The organism is Burkholderia sp. BCC1047 (assembly GCF_902833155.1).
In the GTDB taxonomy this organism is placed as follows: Bacteria; Pseudomonadota; Gammaproteobacteria; order Burkholderiales; family Burkholderiaceae; genus Burkholderia; species Burkholderia sola.
In genome coordinates this window covers 230,569-246,987 of record NZ_CADFEH010000004.1, presented here as the reverse complement: position 1 = coordinate 246,987, position 16,419 = coordinate 230,569, and the positions used below count along the sequence as shown (strand labels likewise).

The window sequence follows — 16,419 nt, the reverse complement described above, 5'->3', positions numbered from 1 at the left end:
GAGATCGGGCAATGCTGCAATCCAGACGGACCTTCATGTGCGGATGCCTCGGCACGTTTACCGCCTGTTCGCTGTTTCCGGGCGTGACCGGCGCCAAGATGATCGACCTGCTGCCGCCGTCCGATCCGGCCGACGGCAAGACGTTCCGCGTGATCTGCATGCACGACGTGCGCGACAACCTGATGGCGTCGTTTTCGTCGCCGACGGCCATCATCGATCCGTTCGCGGTCGACACCGGCACGCTGACCGCGATCTTCTCGTGGCTGCAGACCAACAACTACCACACGATCACGGTCAAGCAGATCGAGGCGTCGCGGCACGGCGGCAAGCCGCTGCCGCCGCGCTCGGTGCTGCTCACGTTCGACGACGGCTTCCGCAGCCACTATACGAAAGTGCTGCCGCTGCTCGAGCGCTTCAAGTATCCGGCCGTGATGGGCCTCGTCACCGCGTGGATCGACACCCCGCCGGATACGCCGATCCGCATCAGCGACAAGGTTCAGGTGCCGCGCGACTACTTCCTGTCGTGGGACGAGGTGAAGAAGCTCGGGCAGTCGGAATTCGTCGAGCTCGGCTGCCACACGCACAATCTCCATCACGGCGCGATCGCGAATCCGCAAGGCAACGAGTTGCCGGCGACCACGTCGCATCTCTATCTGCGAGACCAGAAGCGCTATGAGACCGACGCCGAGTTCCACGCACGCGTGCACGACGACCTGCAGACGTGCGTGCGGCAGATCCGCGAACGCACCGGCATCGTCGCACGCTCGATGGTGTGGCCGTACGGCGCGGAAAACCAGCCCGTGCGCCAGATCTCGACGTCGCTCGGCATGGACATCCAGTTCAGCCTCGACGCCGGGCCGAATACGCCGGACGTGCCGCTCGACCGGCTGAGACGGATCCTGATGATGTACGACGTCGACATCGGCGGGTTCGAGCGCTCGATGCGCGAACCGGCGTCCAACCGCGGCGACGTCGACGTGCCCGAGCGCACCGTGCAGGTCGATCTCGACCAGGTCTACGATCCCGATCCCGCGCGGCAGGAAGCGAATCTCGGCAAGCTGATCGAGCGCATCTACCGGATGCAGCCGAAATCGGTGTACCTGCAGGCGTATGCGGACCCGAAGGGCACGGGTGTGGCCGAAGCGGTGTATTTCCCGAACCGGCACTTGCCGATGCGTTCCGACCTGTTCTCGCGCGCCGCATGGCAACTCAATACGCGCGCCAACGTGCAGGTGTACGCATGGATGCCGGTGCTCGCGTTCCGGCCGCCGGCCGACAAGCAGCGCGGGCTCGAGGCCGTCACGGCATTCGGCGGCGCGCCGGCCCGCGAGAACGGCACGCGCGTGTTCCGGCTGAGCCCGTTCGATCCCGATGCGCGGCTGATGATCCAGCAGATCTACGAGGATCTCAGCAAGCACGCGTCGTTCAGCGGCATCCTGTTCGGCGACGACGCGGCGCTCGACGATTACGAGGACGCGGGCCGGCATGCGCTGCGCACCTATTCGCAATGGGGGCTGCCGGCCGACGTCGGCAAGATCCGCGAGAACCCCGACCTGATGAAGCGCTGGACGCGCCAGAAGACGCGCCACCTGATCGACATGACCCGGCAGCTCGAGCAGATCGTGCTGGCCCACCAGAACGTCGGCGACGTGCTGACCGCGCGCAACATCTTCGCGATGCCGGTGCTCAAGCCCGAATCGGAAGCGTGGTATGCGCAAAACTACGACGATTTCCTCGCCGCCTACGACTACGTCGCGCTGATGGCGATGCCGTACATGGAGCAGACGAAAGACCCGGAAGGCTGGCTGGACCAGCTCGTCAAGGTGGTGCGCACGAAGCAGCTCGGGCTGCGACGCACCGTGTTCGAACTGCAGGCGTATGACTGGCGCGCGCAGAAGGCGGTGCCCGCGAGCACGCTGCTTGCTCAGATGCGGAGACTGCGCAGCGAAGGTGCTGTGAATTTCGGCTACTACCCCGACAACTTCCTGAACGGCCAGCCGGAGCTCGACGCGATGCGCGACGTGATGTCGCTGAAGTCGCGCCTCGACCCGACCTCGATCAACGCGCTGATGCAGATGCAGCACGCGCAGGGAACCAAGACGCCATGACCTCCCACAGCCTCATCCAGCGCCTGCAGGATTTCGTCTTCTACTATCCGTTCTTCATGTCGTATCTGTGGATGATCGGCGGCGTCGTGCACTACTTCCTGCTCGAGGAAGGCCGCCAGCTGTCGACGCGCACGATCGCGTCGAGCGGCATCCCGAAGGTCTCGATCGTCGTGCCCTGCTTCAACGAAGCCGCGAACGCGCGCAGCGTGATCGCGCATCTGAACGGGATGCAGTATCCGAACTACGACATCATCGCGGTCAACGACGGCAGCAAGGATCGCACCGGCGAGATCCTCAACGAGCTGGCCGTCGAGATTCCGCGGCTGCTCGTGATCCATCACGCGCGCAACGAAGGCAAGGCGGTCGGGCTCACGACCGCGGCGGCCGTGTCGAACGCGGAGTACCTACTGTGCATCGACGGCGACGCGCTGCTCGCGCACGACGCGATCGGCTGGATGCTCGAGCACTTCCTGACCGACCCGGGCGTCGGCGCGGTGACCGGCAACCCGCGCATCCGCACGCGCACGTCGCTGCTCGGCCGCATGCAGGTCGGCGAATTCTCGTCGATCGTCGGGCTGATCAAGCGCACGCAGCAGGTGTACGGCCGCATCTTCACGGTGTCGGGCGTGATCACGATGTTCCGCAAGACCGCGCTCGCCGACGTCGGCTACTGGAGCTCGGACATGCTGACCGAGGACATCGACATCAGCTGGAAGCTGCAGTGCCGAGACTGGCGCGTCGTGTATGAGCCGCACGCGCTCAGCTGGATCCTGATGCCCGAGACGATCAAGGGGCTCTACCGGCAGCGGCTGCGCTGGTCGAAGGGCGGCATCCAGGTGCTGCTCAAGTACGCGGGCACGCTGATGCGGCCGACGCAGATGATGATGTGGCCGCTGTTCGTCGAGTACCTGATCGGCATCGCATGGGCGTACTCGATGTCGTTCATCCTGCTGCTCGCGCTGATCGACGTCGTCTACCCGCTTCCGCCGAACTGGCATGTGTCCGTGGTGCCGCACTGGCACGGGATGCTGCTGGTCGCGACCTGCATCCTGCAGCTGATCATCGGCAGCATGATCGATCGTCGTTACGACGAAAAACTCCTGATGTACTTCCTTGACACCATCTGGTACCCCGTCGCGTTCTGGCTGATCAGCATGATCACCACCGTCGTCGCCCTGCCCGCCGTCGTACTGCGGGGCCGCGGCAAGCGCGCCGTTTGGGTCAGTCCCGACCGAGGCATTCAACATGAAGAACGCGCCGATTATTGACCTTTCCCTGCGCGCACCGCGCGACATGATCGCCGAACGCGGCAGCATCGTCGGGCCCGTGCTCGTCGCGTGGTTCCGCCTCGTGCGGCCCGCGCTGGTCGGGGGCGTATGGGCATCGATCTGCATCTACACGTATCGCTACCTGTTGCCGTTCAACGAGGCCGAGATGCCGATCGAACAGATCGTGTTCTACGTGACGAGCATCGCGCTGATCGCCGGCACGATCGTCATGTGGCTAATCGCGGGACGCGTCGTGCATCCATTCGCCTATCGGTTGCGCGTATCGAAGATGATGCGGCGCTCGGCCAGCGTGAAGGTGCGCTCCGTGCCACCGACCGCGTTCGCGAGCGAGCGCCGGCGCGGCGCGCGGCGCACGACACGCATTCTCGTCGCGTCGCACGATGCGAACGGGTCGATTTCGGGCATCGAGTGGATCGCGCACGCGGAACCGCAGCCCCGCGAATAGATCGCCGAAGACGTGTCGCGCCGGACGCGACGCCTGCCGCACGACGCGGCACCGCTTCTGACATCGTGCTGGCGTGCGTCGCGCGCCAGCCGGAAAACTTCCTGGAGACGAGGTGAATCATGTGCGGAATCGTCGGAGCAAGCGGCCTGAACAATCAGGTGCCGCAACTGGTCAATGCGCTGAGCCGGCTCGAGTATCGCGGCTACGATTCGTGCGGCATCGCCGTACAGGGCGACGGGCGCCTGCGCAGCGAGCGCACGCTGCGACGGGTGACGGACCTGCAGGATCGCGTGCTGACGCTCGGTCTCGAAGCGCAGACCTGCATCGCGCATACGCGCTGGGCGACGCATGGCGCGCCGTCTGAAATGAACGCGCACCCGATCATGTCGGGCGACACGATCGCCGTCGTACACAACGGGATCATCGAGAACCACGACACGCTGCGCGCCGAACTGAAGCAACGCGGCTATACGTTTCGCGGGCAGACCGACACCGAAGTCATCGCGCACCTGATCCACAGCCTCTATCGCGACGACCTGTTCGACGCGGTGGTGCGCGCCGTCAAACGGCTGCACGGCGCATACGCAATCGCAGTGCTCGGCGCGCGCGAGCCGCAGCGCCTCGTCGCCGCGCGCGCCGGCTCGCCGCTCGTGATCGGCATCGGCGCCGAGCAGAATTACCTCGCGTCCGATTGCGCGGCGCTCGGCGACCTGACCGACCGCTTCGTGTACCTGGAGGACGGCGACGTCGCGCTGATCACACCGGATCGCATCGCCGTGGTCGACGCGGGCGGGCAGGAAGCGCGGCGCCCGCTGTGCGAAGTGAAGGCGCGCGCGGACGACGCCGCGCTCGGCCCGTACCAGCACTTCATGCAGAAGGAAATCTTCGAGCAGCCGAAGGCGATCGACAGCACGCTCGACGGCATCGACACGATCTCGCCGGCGCTGTTCGACGCGACGGAAGGCACGCGCGCGCTGCTGTCGCGGGTCAGAAGCGTGCTGTTGCTCGGCTGCGGCACCAGCTACTACGCGGGCCTGACCGCGAAATACTGGCTCGAAAGCATCGCGGGCGTGCCCGCCCAGGTCGAGATCGCCAGCGAATTCCGCTACCGCGATACGGTGGCCGATCCGCGCACGCTCGTCGTCGGCATCTCGCAGTCGGGCGAAACGGCCGACACCATCGGCGCGATCGAGCAGGCGCGCGCGATGGGCCAGGCACTGTCGATGGCGATCTGCAACGTCGCGACCAGCACGATCGCGCGCAACGCGCCGCTGCGGTTCCTGACGCGGGCCGGCATCGAACTCGGCGTCGCATCGACCAAGGCATTCACCACGCAGCTCGTCGCGCTGTTCGTGCTGACGCTGACGCTCGCGCAACTGCGCGGCCGGCTCGATGCCGCGCAAGTCGCGACGCACCTGAAGCAGTTGCGCGCGCTACCGGACCGCATCGGCCACGCGCTCGCGCTGGAAACGCAGATCATGGGCTGGGCCGCGAAATTCGCGCGCACCGAGAATGCGCTGTTCCTCGGCCGCGGCATCCATTTCCCGATCGCGCTGGAAGGCGCGCTGAAGCTCAAGGAAGTGTCGTACATCCACGCGGAAGGCTATGCGGCCGGCGAGCTGAAGCATGGGCCGCTTGCGCTCGTCACGAGCGCGATGCCGGTCGTCACGATCGCGCCGGACGACCGCCTGTTCCAGAAGCTGAAGTCCAACATGGCCGAGGTGCGAGCGCGCGGCGGCCGGCTCTACGTGCTGGCCGGCAATCAGCTCGAGATCGACGCCGACCGCGACACGCACCTGATCCGCGTGCGCGAATCGGGCGACCTGCTGTCGCCGATCGTCAACGTGATCCCGCTGCAACTGCTCGCGTATCACGTCGGTTGCGCGCGCGGCGCCGACGTCGACAAGCCGCGCAACCTCGCGAAATCGGTGACCGTCGAATGACGCGGCGAACACGCGCGGGACAGGCGGTCATACGGCTGGCCGCGACCGTGCTCTGCGGCGCGGGCGGCGTCGGCGCGGCGTCGCCGGCCCTCGCCGGCGCGCCGGCCGTGCATACGGTCACCGTGTCGAGCGCCCCGTCGCCGCAGGACACCGGCGACCCGCGGCGCTTCATGCACGGCATCGGCGTGGCCGACGCCGGCGACGGCAAACGCTGGGTATTCTTCAGCAGTTCGGGCATCGTGCCGCGCGGTGCGCTGCGCAGCGGCAACTGGCCGCATGACGTGTACGTCGGCGAATGGCTGCCCGACAAGCGGCGTGCGCTGCGCGTGCGCACGTTCATCAGCCGCCCCGAGGCGCAGGAACCCGTGTCGATCGCGCAGAACGCGCGCGGCGACATCTTCGTCACGTTCGAGGACGGCTGGAACACGTCGCAGGAAGTCAGCCAGCGCTACGGCGTCTACCGCCGCGACCTGAAGCCGATCAAACCCTATCCGAACGACGTCGAGTCGGGCGGCCATTCGGGGCACGTCGCGACGGTCGGCGACCGCTTCGTCGTGTTCTATTCCGCCGACTGGGTCAACGGCGGCGGGGTCGACAACCTCGGCAGCGGCAACGGCGTCTACCTGAAAACCTACGACGCGGCCGGGCGCGTGCTGAACCATGTCGCGGTCGCGCCGCACCGCCGCGAGTGGTGGCCCGTGATCGCGGGCTCGCCGCGCAACGCGCTGCTGGTGTGGCAGAAGTTCATCGAAGGCAGCACGGACGCGACGCTCGAATACGCGACGTTCGACCCGGTCACCGCGAAGCTGGAAACGTTCGGATCGCTGAACGGCGCGATCCAGTACTACGTGTATTCGGCCGCCTATGTGCCGGACATCGACCGTTTCATCGTCGTCACGACGACGGCGGACGATCGCGGCGTCGCGATGCTGATCGCACCGGACGGCCGCCGCACGGCGACGCTCGATTGCCTGCCCGCGTCGGTGCGCGAATCGGACATCGGCGTTTCCGGCACGCACGCGTACGTGCCGACCCGCGACGGGCGGCTGCTGACGCTCGCGCTCGCGCCGGCGGACATCGCGGTGAGCGGCGTGCAGCGCTCACCGATTCCGTGGGGCTCGACCGGCGTCGCCGGCTTCCCGGCGCGCGGCACGGCGATGCATTTCGTGTCGCTGACGCCGTCGGGAATGCGCGAAGCCGATTTCGAACCGAAGCAAGACACGCCGATGCCTAAAAACGAAGCGACGTGTTCGAATCATTGATGGCGGTCCGGTAACGCAATGTCGTCGTGAACGCGGGCAGGCCGCGTGTCGCCAGCGAACCCTTCGTCTTCCCTCCGTCCGGACCGCGCGATGACACCACCCCGCCAACCCGGTAGTCGGGCGCGCTGTCGCGGGCCTGTCCGACCGCGACCGCCGCGCCTTTCCTCTGCCGAATTCGCCAGCGCCGCGCGTACCGGATAGACTGTCGCCCGATTCCTTCCATCGGCGGCGGCGGCTCGCCTCCCGCCGCCGCCGGAACGCCCCTTCCCGGAGAACGAATGCTGAAGCGCCAGTGGTTTTCGCTCGTGCTGCTGACGGTTTGCCTGCTCGGACAACCCGCGTCGGCCCAGTCCACGCTCGAACTCGACACCGACGGCACGGCCCGCGCCGTCACCCGCCAGACGCTGCTCGCACGCGCCGACGCGGCCGACATCCACGTGCCGCGCGACATCGCATACGGCCGGCCGATGACGTTCCGCGCGGTGCCGTTCGCCGCGCTGCTCGGCGACACGCCGCTGCCGGACGACGGTGTGCTCGAAACGCGCGCGGCCGACGGCTTCGCCGCGCAACTGCCGCTCGATCTCGTGCGCCGCCGCGCGCCGGCCGGCGCGACCCCGTGGCTCGCGATCGAGGATCCGGCCCGTCCGTGGCCGAAACTACCCGGCAAGCAGGTCAGCGCGGGGCCCTTCTATCTCGTCTGGCTCGGCCCGGACGCGTCGTCGGTGCGCGGCGAGCAGTGGCCGTACCAGATCGTGCGCATCACGATCGAATCGTCGCCGCTCGCGCGCTGGCCGTCGCTCGCGGTCGACGCCGCATTGCCCGCGAACGATCCGGCCCGCGCGGGCCAGCGGCTGTTCGTCACGCAATGTCTCGCGTGCCACCGCATCGACGGCGCGGGCAGCAGCCACGCCGGCCCCGACCTGAACACGCCGATGAACCCGGTCGACTACTTTCAGCCCGCCGCGCTGCGCCGCTACATCCGCAACCCGGCGTCGGTGCGCGACTGGCCGGGCCGCAGCATGCCGGCGTTTCCGCCCGATCAGCTGAGCGACCGCGAACTCGACCAGATCGTCGCGTATCTCGCGTATAGGGCGCGGCGCAAGGCAGCGAAGTAACGCGGGCGCGCCGCTGCCCGCCCGCGCGCGTCGCGCTTATGCTTCCTGCGCGCTCTGCAACACCGCGCGCAACAGCACGTCGGCGCCGGCCGTCGCCCATTCCGGCGTAATCGCTTCGGCCTCGTTGTGGCTCAGCCCGTCGACGCACGGCACGAAGATCATCCCCGTCGGCGCGACACGCGCGACATAGCACGCGTCGTGGCCCGCGCCGGACACGATGTCCATGTGCGACAGCCCGAGCGAGCGCGCCGCGTCACGCACCGCATCGATGCAGCGCGGCGCGAACGGCACCGGCGCATACGTGAAGATCTGCTCGACCTGCGCGCCGAGACCGGTTTCGTCGGCCACACGCGCGAGTTCCGCGCGCAGCGCCGCGTCCAGTTCGTCGAGTACCGCATCGTCGGGGTGACGAAATTCCACCGTGAAGAAGCAGCCGCCCGGCACCGTATTGCGCGAATTCGGCCGGGCCTCGATCATCCCGACCGTTGCGCGCGCATCCGGTGCGTAGCGGCGGCCGAGCACGTCGACGAACGAGATCATCCGCGCCGCGCCGACCAGCGCGTCGCGACGGAACGCCATCGGCGTCGTACCGGCGTGCGCGTCGACCCCGGTGAGCGTCACCTCGTACCAGCGCTGTCCCTGCCCGGCCGTCACGACGCCGATCGTCTTGCCGGCCCGCTCGAGAATCGCGCCCTGCTCGATGTGCAGTTCGTACGCCGCGTGCACCGGATAGCCGCCGACCGGCTCCGCGCCCGCGTAGCCGATCCGTTCGAGCTCCTCGCCGATCGTCCGGCCCGCGCCGTCGGTGCGCGACAGCCCGTAGTCGAGCGTATAGACGCCCGAGAACACGCCGGCCGACACCATCGCCGGCGCGAAGCGCGAGCCTTCCTCGTTGGTCCAGATCACGACGTCGATCGGGCGTTCGGTCTCGATACCCGCGTCGTTCAGCGCGCGCACGACTTCGAGCCCGCCGAGCACGCCGTAGATGCCGTCGTAGCGGCCGCCGGTCGGCTGCGAATCGGCGTGCGAACCCGTCATCACCGGCGCGGCGTCGGGATGACGGCCCGCGCGGCGCGCGAACACGTTGCCCATCCGATCGACGCGCACCGTGCAGCCGGCGTCGCGCGCCCACTGCACGAACAGGTCGCGCGACTCGCGGTCGAGATCGGTCAGCGCGAGACGGCACACGCCGCCCTTCGGCGTCGCGCCGATCTGCGCCATCCGTTCGAGCGACGCCCACAGGCGTTCGCCGTCGACGCGCGGCATGCTCGCCATATCGGTATCGTCACGCATCGCCGTTCTCCGGCGCGCGTTGCAGCGCATAGCGGAAATCGCAGCGCTTGCCGCCCTGCATGATCGTGCTCGTGCGCGTGAGCGCGATGTCGGGCGCATAGCCCTGGATGAAATAGCTGTCGCGCGCGCAGCTCAGCAGGTGCCCGATCTCGCCGAGCCCCATCGCGTGATACATCTCCGCGTAGCTGCAGCGATGCACGTCGTAGTCGTAGTGCGCGTCGTCCGCCCGCCGCACCTCGACGTCGAGCGCATCGTCCTTCTCCCACAGCACCTGCAGTGCAATGAACGACTTGACGCTCGTGCCGTCCGGCTCCTGCGCGGCGAACGTACGGCCCGCGTCGACGGCAGCGCCGCGCACGGCTTCCGCGATCACGGCCTGTGCGCGCTCGGTGCCGAATTCGCGCTTCATGATCTCGTAGATCGGCTTGATGATTTCCGCTTCGATGCGGCGCCGCGCGAGGATCCCGAGGCGCGTGTCCTCGGGTGCGGCGGCGGATGTCGGGTTCGCTTCTGTCATGGGAATCGTCTTGGTTTTGTGCTTGTGTCGTTACTTGCCCGCGGTGCGCGAGCCGCCGAGCACGTCGACGACGGCCCACTTGCCGCCGCGCACCTGGTAGATCGTGAAAGCCGGGTCCTTCAGGTTGCCTTCGGCGTCGAACGCGATGCGCCCGGTCACGCCCGGTCGATCGACCGCACGAACGGCCGCGACCAGCTTCGCCGGCTGCGTCGTGCCGGCCTTCTGCGCGGCCGCGATCAGCGTGGCGGCCGCGTCGTACGCGAACGGCGCATGCAGCTCGATCGGCGCATGAAAGCGTGCCTGGTACTGCGCGTCGAACGCGTTGCCGCCCGGCATCCGGTCGAGCGGCAGGCCCGGTTCGAGCGCCGTCACGCCGTCGCCGTCCTTGCCCGCGAGCGACAGGAAGGTCTGACTCACGAAACCGCCCGCGCCGAGCAGCGGCGCGTTCACGCCGAGCTGGCGCATCCGGCGCGCGATCGGCGCGGCCTGCGCGTCGAGGCCGCCGAAGAACACGAGATCCGCACGCTTGCCCTTGATCGCGGTCAGCACGCCGCTGAAGTCGGTCGTCTTGTCGTTCACGTACTGGCGATCGACGATCGTGCCGCCGTTCGCCTGCACGCCCTTGATGAACTGATCGGCCAGCCCCGCGCCGAACGACGTGCGATCGTCGATCACCGCGATGCGCTTCGCCTTCAGCGTCTTCACCGCGTACGCACCGGTGAAGTGGCCGCCGGCATCGTCGTGCCCCATGATGCGGAACGCCGTCGCGTAGCCCTGCTGCGTGTATTGATGGCCGGTGGACGCCGGCGCGATCTGCGGGATGCCCGCATCGCGGTACACGCGCGACGCCGGCACGCTGCAGCCCGTGTTCCAGTGACCGACGACACCGATCACGTGCTGGTCGACGAGTTGCTGCGCGACCGCGACGGCCGTGCGCGGGTCGGACTGGTCGTCGGCCGCGACGAGCTTGTAGACGACCGGCTTGCCGCCGATGGTCGGATGCTTCGCGTTCGCGTCGTCGATCGCGAGTTGCGCGCCGTTCTGCAGATCCTTGCCGATCCGCGCGGACGGGCCGGTGAGCGGCGCGGCGAGACCGATCAGGACCGTCTGCGGCGCGGACTGCGCGGACGCGGGAACGGTAGCGACCAGGGCGGCCGCCGAGAAGGCGAGGCTGACGGAGAGGAAAGCGATTTTCATGTGCGGGGATCGGTCGGTTGGATCTGAAACATGAAAAATATTAAATATTCGACATCCAAACCCCAAATACCCAATTATTGGATGCTTATGCCGTTCCCGACACATTAACGTATCACCCTGTAAATACGGGATATTTTTGTGTTGTCGATTACCCTGACTTTTCGATAAAATTCGATACATGAAAAATATCGAACAATTGCCGCACGATCCACCGCTGCGTGCGGTGCGTGCGTTCGAAGCGTTTGCGCGTCTCGGGTCGGTCACCGCGGCGGCCAGCGAGCTCGACATCACGCCGTCGGCGGTCAGCCATCAGCTGCAACTGCTCGACGCGTTCATCCAGACGCCGCTGACGGTACGCGAAGGCCGGCTGCTCGCGCTCACCGACGAGGGACGCGACTACTACCGGTCGATCAGCGCGGCGTTCTCGGTGCTGCGCAGCGCGACGCGCTTCGTGCGCGACCGTTCGTCGCTGCGCCAGATCACCGTCAGCCTGATTCCGCTGCTCGGCATCGGCTGGTTCATCCCGCGGCTGCACGCGTTCCTCGCCGACAACACCGATGTCGACGTCACGGTGCTGTACGCGCATCACCGCAATTACCGAAGCGATGCGTCGGATCTGTCGATCCGCTTCGGCACCGGCGACTGGCCCGGCTATCGCTGCGAGCGGCTGCTGCCGGGCGCGATGGTGCCGATGTGCAGCCCGTCGTTCCTGAAGCGTCACGGGCCGTTCCGCACGCCGGCCGATCTCGCGCGCGCGCCGCTCGTGCACGACGAGGATCGCAGCACGTGGGTCAACTGGCTGCAGGGCGCCGGCGTGCGGCACGTGTCGCACGCGGTGGGGCCGATGTTCGAGGATGGGCAGCTCACGCTGAGCGCCGCCCGCGCGGATCTCGGCGCGGCGTTGCTGCGCGCGCCGCTGGTCCAGCGCGAATTGGCCAACGGCGAGCTCGTGCAGCTGTTCGATCACGCGCTCGACGACGGGCGCGACTACTACCTGTGCACGCGCGAGGACGCGGACATGCCGGACGGGGCGCGGCGGCTGGCGGCGTGGTTGCGGAAGATGGCGGGGATTTGAGCGGGCCCCATAGACGCGTCGTCCTGCCGGGAGCCTTGCGTGCTTTCAACTTGGCATATATGATATGCATATCATATATCGGAGGTTGCCATGAGCCGGATTCTGGTCGATCTGTCGGATGGCCAACTCGACGAGTTGGCCGTCATCGTCGAGACTCAACACCGTCCCCGCGCCGCCATCATTCGCGACGCGATCGACGCCTACATTGCCCTGAACAAGCACCGGCTTGCCGACGACGTCTTCGGTCTCTGGAAAGATCGCACGATCGACGGGCTCGCCTATCAAGAGGAATTGCGCTCGGAATGGTAAAAGCCCTTTTCGACACCAACATCCTGATCGATTATCTGGGCGGCGTGGAATCCGCCCGTGCGGAGCTGGGCCGCTACGACTATCGCGCAATCAGCATGATCTCGTGGATGGAAGTCCTCGTCGGGGCGTCCGCAAGTGACGAGGCACCCATTCGCGCCTGGCTCTCGTCGTTCGATGTCATCGCGCTCGACAGCACGGTTGCGAATCGCGCCGTGACGATTCGCAAGGACCGCCGCATACGCCTGCCCGACGCGATCGTGTGGGCATCGGCGCAAGTGAACGGTCTGCTGCTCGTATCGCGCAACACGAAGGACTTTCCCGCCTCCGAACCCGGCGTTCGCGTGCCGTATCAGATCTAAGCCGGCGTACGCGAGCGTAGCCGCGCTCATGCCAAGCGGGCGCCCCCCCACGTCAACGTCCTCCTCCCCACCCCCGCCAATCAAGGGCCGGAAGCAGATAGAAAATCCCGATGCCCCGGATTGAAACAAGCAATTTCACAAGTTCAGGGTGAACCCGGATACTGGCAACACTCCACTCACCCCTTCCGAAAAGGAATTGTCCAGATGCCGATCATCAACACCCAAATCAAGCCGTTCAAGGCAACCGCTTACCACAACGGCGAATTCGTGCCCGTCTCGGAAGAGAACTTCAAGGGCAAGTGGTCCGTCGTCGTGTTCTACCCGGCCGACTTCACGTTCGTCTGCCCGACCGAACTGGGCGACCTCGCCGACCGTTACGCGGAATTCCAGAAGCTGGGTGTCGAAATCTACGGCGTGTCGACCGACACGCACTTCACGCACAAGGCCTGGCACGACACGTCGGACACGATCGGCAAGATCAAGTACCCGATGATCGGCGACCCGACGCTCACGCTGTCGCGCAACTTCGACGTACTGATTGAGGAAGAAGGGATGGCGCTGCGCGGCACGTTCGTGATCAACCCGGAAGGCGAGATCAAGCTGTGCGAAATCCACGACAACGGCATCGGCCGCGACGCAGGTGAACTGCTGCGCAAGGTCCAGGCCGCGCAATACATCGCCGCTCATCCGGGTGAAGTGTGCCCGGCCAAGTGGACGCCGGGTGCGGAAACGCTGACCCCGTCGCTCGACCTGATCGGCAAGATCTAACGGTCACCGCGCGCCTCGCACGGGGCGCGCGACACGCATCACCACGGGCCGCCTCGCGCGGCCCGCGCCCTCCTCCGGCACGACGTGCCCGACCAGCATCATCAATACGGAATCCGAAACGCCATGCTCGACGCCAATCTCAAGAACCAACTCAAAGCGTACCTCGAAAAGATCACGCGCCCGATCGAACTCGTCGCCTCGCTCGACGACAGCGCGAAATCGCAGGAACTGCTGGCGCTGCTGAACGAGATTGCGTCGCTGACGGATCGCGTGACCGTGGCCGAACGCCGCGACGACGCCGAGCGCAAGCCGTCGTTCTCGATCGGCGAACCCGGCATCCGTTTCGCCGGCATCCCGATGGGCCATGAATTCACGTCGCTCGTGCTCGCGCTGCTGCAGACGGGCGGCCATCCGATCAAGCTCGACGACGACGTGATCGAACAGATTCGCGCGCTCGACGGCGACTACGCATTCGAAACGTATTTCTCGCTGTCGTGCCAGAACTGCCCCGAAGTCGTGCAGGCGCTGAACGTGATGTCGCTGATCAACCCGCGCATCCGCCACGTCGCGATCGACGGCGCGCTGTTCCAGGATGAAGTCGAATCGCGCCAGATCATGGCCGTGCCGACGATGTTCCTGAACGGTGCATCGTTCGGTCAGGGCCGCAGCAGCGTGAAGGAAATCCTCGCGAAGCTCGACACGGGCGCCAGCGAACGCGCGGCGAAGTCGCTCGAAAACAAGCCGGTGTTCGACACGCTGATCGTCGGCGGCGGCCCGGCAGGCGCGGCCGCGGCGATCTACTCGGCACGCAAGGGCATCGCAACGGGTGTCGTGGCCGAGCGTTTCGGCGGCCAGGTGCTGGACACGATGGCGATCGAGAATTTCGTGTCGGTGCAGGAAACCGAAGGGCCGAAGTTCGCGACCGCACTCGAACAGCACGTGAAGCAATACGACGTCGACATCATGGACGTGCAGCGCGCCGACGCGCTGATTCCGGGCGACGTGCACCAGATCCGCCTCGCGAACGGCGCGGTGCTGAAAGCAAAGACGATCGTCCTCGCGACCGGCGCACGCTGGCGCGAAATCAACGTGCCGGGCGAGCGCGAATACCGCAACCGCGGGGTCGCGTACTGTCCGCACTGCGACGGCCCGCTGTTCAAGGGCAAGCGCGTCGCGGTGGTCGGCGGCGGCAACTCGGGCGTCGAGGCCGCGATCGACCTCGCCGGCATCGTGAAGGCCGTCACGCTGATCGAATTCGGCACGCAACTGCGCGCGGACGAAGTGCTGCAGCGCAAGCTGCGCAGCCTGCCGAACGTGACGATCGTCACGCAGGCGCAGACGACCGAGCTGACCGGCGACGGCAGCAAGCTGAACGGGCTCGTGTACAAGGATCTGCGCTCGGGCGACACGCAGCGCATCGAGCTCGAAGGCGTGTTCGTGCAGATCGGCCTCGTGCCGAACACCGAATGGCTGAAAGGCACGGTCGAACTGTCGAAGCACGGCGAGATCGTCGTCGATGCGCGCGGCGCGACGTCGGTGCCCGGCGTGTTCGCGGCCGGCGACGTGACCACGGTGCCGTTCAAGCAGATCGTGATCGCGGTCGGCGAAGGCGCGAAGGCGTCGCTCGGCGCATTCGATCACCTGATCCGGCAGGACGTGGCCGCGCCCGTGACGACCGCTCAGCCGCAAGCCGAGGAAGCGGTCGCCGCCTGACGGACGTCAGCCCCGACGACATCAAAGTTTGTCTCTCTTGGCCCCGCATGCTTTGGTCGGCGTGCGGGGCGCTTTTTATGCCGAAGGCGTTCGCGGTTACTTGGTCGCGCTCGGGCCGCCATCCGCCGGCGCAGGCGCCGTCGACTTGAAACTGCTCGACTGCCTGACCAGTTGCTCGGTCATCGCGGCCGCTACCGGATTCGCGCCGGACGACGAACCGCCCTGCCGATATGAACCGGTGCTCGCCGGCATTGAAGATACCGATGACATCGACGGCGGCGGCAACGACGGATCGAGCTTCGCCGACTCCCTGACGAGCGCGGCGGTCTCCGGCGTTTCGGATTTCGTCGCGGCCGGCGGCGCGGCGGTGGCGTGGCGTTCGAGGCCGTCGCGCTTGCGCGGCGCGCGTTGCGCGACTTGCGCGGGTGGCATGGACTGAGCGGATTTCGCGGCCGGGGCCGGTGCCGATGGGGTCGAATCCTGCGCATCCACCGTCACGACATTGACCTTCGGCGGCGGCGCAGCCGGCTTCGTCACGAGTTGCGGCTTGTCGCTGACGACCGGGACCGCGGGGGCCGGCGCAGGCGCGGCGGCGACGCGCGCGGTTGCGGCCGGCGCGGGTGTTGGTGCGGCTGGTGCGGCGGGAGACGGCGCGGCAGCCGCCTGTTTCGGTGCTGTCGCAGCAGCCGGTGGCGGCGGCGCGATCGCGCCCTGCACCGCGTGATCGTTGCTCGCGGGCGCCGCGGCCACCGGTGCGGCCGAATCGGCGATGCCGGCGTCTTCGATCGCACGGTGGTCCGCGCGCAGGAGCATCACGTACGCGGTGCCGGCCGCTGCGACCAGGAGCCCGCCGGCGATCATCATGGTTTTACGGGTACTCGTCATGCTTGCTCACCGACCTATCGATGTGAACAAGCCATCATACGCGGCCAATGCGCGTTGATCTCGCACGAATACATTTGGTTGCATTGACGGCGGCGCAAGGCCGTCGGCCCGTGGGAGGCCGCGCGCGCTATCGTCAGACGG

The 16,419-nt window shown here is 67.1% G+C and carries 15 protein-coding genes; 11 read left to right on the top strand and 4 right to left on the bottom strand.

Going from position 1 to position 16,419, the window contains the following annotated elements; translation table 11 throughout:
- Window positions 1-14 precede the first annotated feature (14 nt).
- The 6 genes from pgaB to HWX55_RS07180 all read left to right on the top strand — a co-directional run bounded on the left by pgaB (window position 15) and on the right by HWX55_RS07180 (window position 8,162).
- A complete protein-coding gene (gene pgaB, locus HWX55_RS07205; RefSeq protein ID WP_175975102.1) occupies window positions 15-2,108 on the top strand; it encodes a poly-beta-1,6-N-acetyl-D-glucosamine N-deacetylase PgaB in 2,094 nt (697 codons plus the stop codon).
- Window positions 2,105-3,376: a poly-beta-1,6-N-acetyl-D-glucosamine synthase gene (gene pgaC, locus HWX55_RS07200; RefSeq protein ID WP_175975038.1), complete on the top strand. Its 1,272-nt coding sequence runs from the start codon at window positions 2,105-2,107 to the stop codon at window positions 3,374-3,376. Before pgaB ends, pgaC begins: the two co-directional genes overlap by 4 nt.
- Entirely contained in the window at window positions 3,354-3,842 is a 489-nt protein-coding gene (locus HWX55_RS07195; protein ID WP_175975036.1) for a Biofilm PGA synthesis auxiliary protein PgaD, read from the top strand. The genes pgaC and HWX55_RS07195 overlap by 23 nt, the downstream gene beginning before the upstream one ends.
- A 119-nt stretch (window positions 3,843-3,961) precedes the next feature.
- Window positions 3,962-5,785 carry a glutamine--fructose-6-phosphate transaminase (isomerizing) gene (gene glmS / locus HWX55_RS07190; protein ID WP_175975034.1) on the top strand — a complete coding sequence of 608 codons (1,824 nt, stop codon included), beginning with the start codon at window positions 3,962-3,964 and terminating at the stop codon, window positions 5,783-5,785.
- Entirely contained in the window at window positions 5,782-7,047 is a 1,266-nt protein-coding gene (locus tag HWX55_RS07185; protein WP_175975032.1) for a hypothetical protein, read from the top strand. Before glmS ends, HWX55_RS07185 begins: the two co-directional genes overlap by 4 nt.
- Before the next feature lie 278 nt (window positions 7,048-7,325).
- Window positions 7,326-8,162 carry a cytochrome c gene (locus tag HWX55_RS07180; protein WP_175975030.1) on the top strand — a complete coding sequence of 279 codons (837 nt, stop codon included), beginning with the start codon at window positions 7,326-7,328 and terminating at the stop codon, window positions 8,160-8,162.
- A gap of 36 nt (window positions 8,163-8,198) precedes the next feature.
- On the opposite strand, the gene HWX55_RS07175 is transcribed toward HWX55_RS07180, so the two are convergent.
- Genes HWX55_RS07175 through HWX55_RS07165 form a run of 3 tightly spaced genes read right to left on the bottom strand, consistent with a single transcriptional unit; the run spans window position 8,199 to window position 11,169 of the window.
- Window positions 8,199-9,455 carry a Zn-dependent hydrolase gene (locus tag HWX55_RS07175; RefSeq protein WP_175975028.1) on the bottom strand — a complete coding sequence of 419 codons (1,257 nt, stop codon included), beginning with the start codon at window positions 9,453-9,455 and terminating at the stop codon, window positions 8,199-8,201.
- Entirely contained in the window at window positions 9,448-9,972 is a 525-nt protein-coding gene (locus HWX55_RS07170; RefSeq protein WP_175975026.1) for an L-2-amino-thiazoline-4-carboxylic acid hydrolase, read from the bottom strand. Before HWX55_RS07170 ends, HWX55_RS07175 begins: the two co-directional genes overlap by 8 nt.
- Before the next feature lie 30 nt (window positions 9,973-10,002).
- The gene (locus tag HWX55_RS07165) at window positions 10,003-11,169 is read right to left on the bottom strand and encodes a branched-chain amino acid ABC transporter substrate-binding protein (RefSeq protein WP_175975024.1); all 1,167 of its coding nucleotides are present in this window, start codon (window positions 11,167-11,169) and stop codon (window positions 10,003-10,005) included.
- Between the two features lie 178 nt (window positions 11,170-11,347).
- Between HWX55_RS07165 and HWX55_RS07160 the strand changes: the two genes are divergently transcribed.
- The 5 genes from HWX55_RS07160 to ahpF all read left to right on the top strand — a co-directional run bounded on the left by HWX55_RS07160 (window position 11,348) and on the right by ahpF (window position 15,393).
- On the top strand, window positions 11,348-12,244 hold the full coding sequence (locus HWX55_RS07160) for a LysR substrate-binding domain-containing protein (protein ID WP_050018014.1): 897 nt from the start codon (window positions 11,348-11,350) through the stop codon (window positions 12,242-12,244).
- A gap of 90 nt (window positions 12,245-12,334) precedes the next feature.
- Entirely contained in the window at window positions 12,335-12,553 is a 219-nt protein-coding gene (locus HWX55_RS07155; RefSeq protein WP_069618321.1) for a CopG family transcriptional regulator, read from the top strand.
- Complete coding sequence (locus HWX55_RS07150; protein WP_059500773.1) at window positions 12,547-12,912, top strand: type II toxin-antitoxin system VapC family toxin; 366 nt, start codon at window positions 12,547-12,549, stop codon at window positions 12,910-12,912. Before HWX55_RS07155 ends, HWX55_RS07150 begins: the two co-directional genes overlap by 7 nt.
- Window positions 12,913-13,116: 204 nt before the next feature.
- Window positions 13,117-13,680, top strand: coding sequence for an alkyl hydroperoxide reductase subunit C (gene ahpC, locus HWX55_RS07145; RefSeq protein ID WP_034179823.1), 564 nt, complete (start codon window positions 13,117-13,119; stop codon window positions 13,678-13,680).
- A gap of 123 nt (window positions 13,681-13,803) precedes the next feature.
- Window positions 13,804-15,393: an alkyl hydroperoxide reductase subunit F gene (gene ahpF, locus HWX55_RS07140; RefSeq protein WP_175975022.1), complete on the top strand. Its 1,590-nt coding sequence runs from the start codon at window positions 13,804-13,806 to the stop codon at window positions 15,391-15,393.
- A gap of 96 nt (window positions 15,394-15,489) precedes the next feature.
- Here the strand turns inward: ahpF and HWX55_RS07135 are convergent, their stop codons facing one another.
- Entirely contained in the window at window positions 15,490-16,278 is a 789-nt protein-coding gene (locus HWX55_RS07135; RefSeq protein WP_175975020.1) for an extensin, read from the bottom strand.
- Window positions 16,279-16,419: the final 141 nt, after the last annotated feature.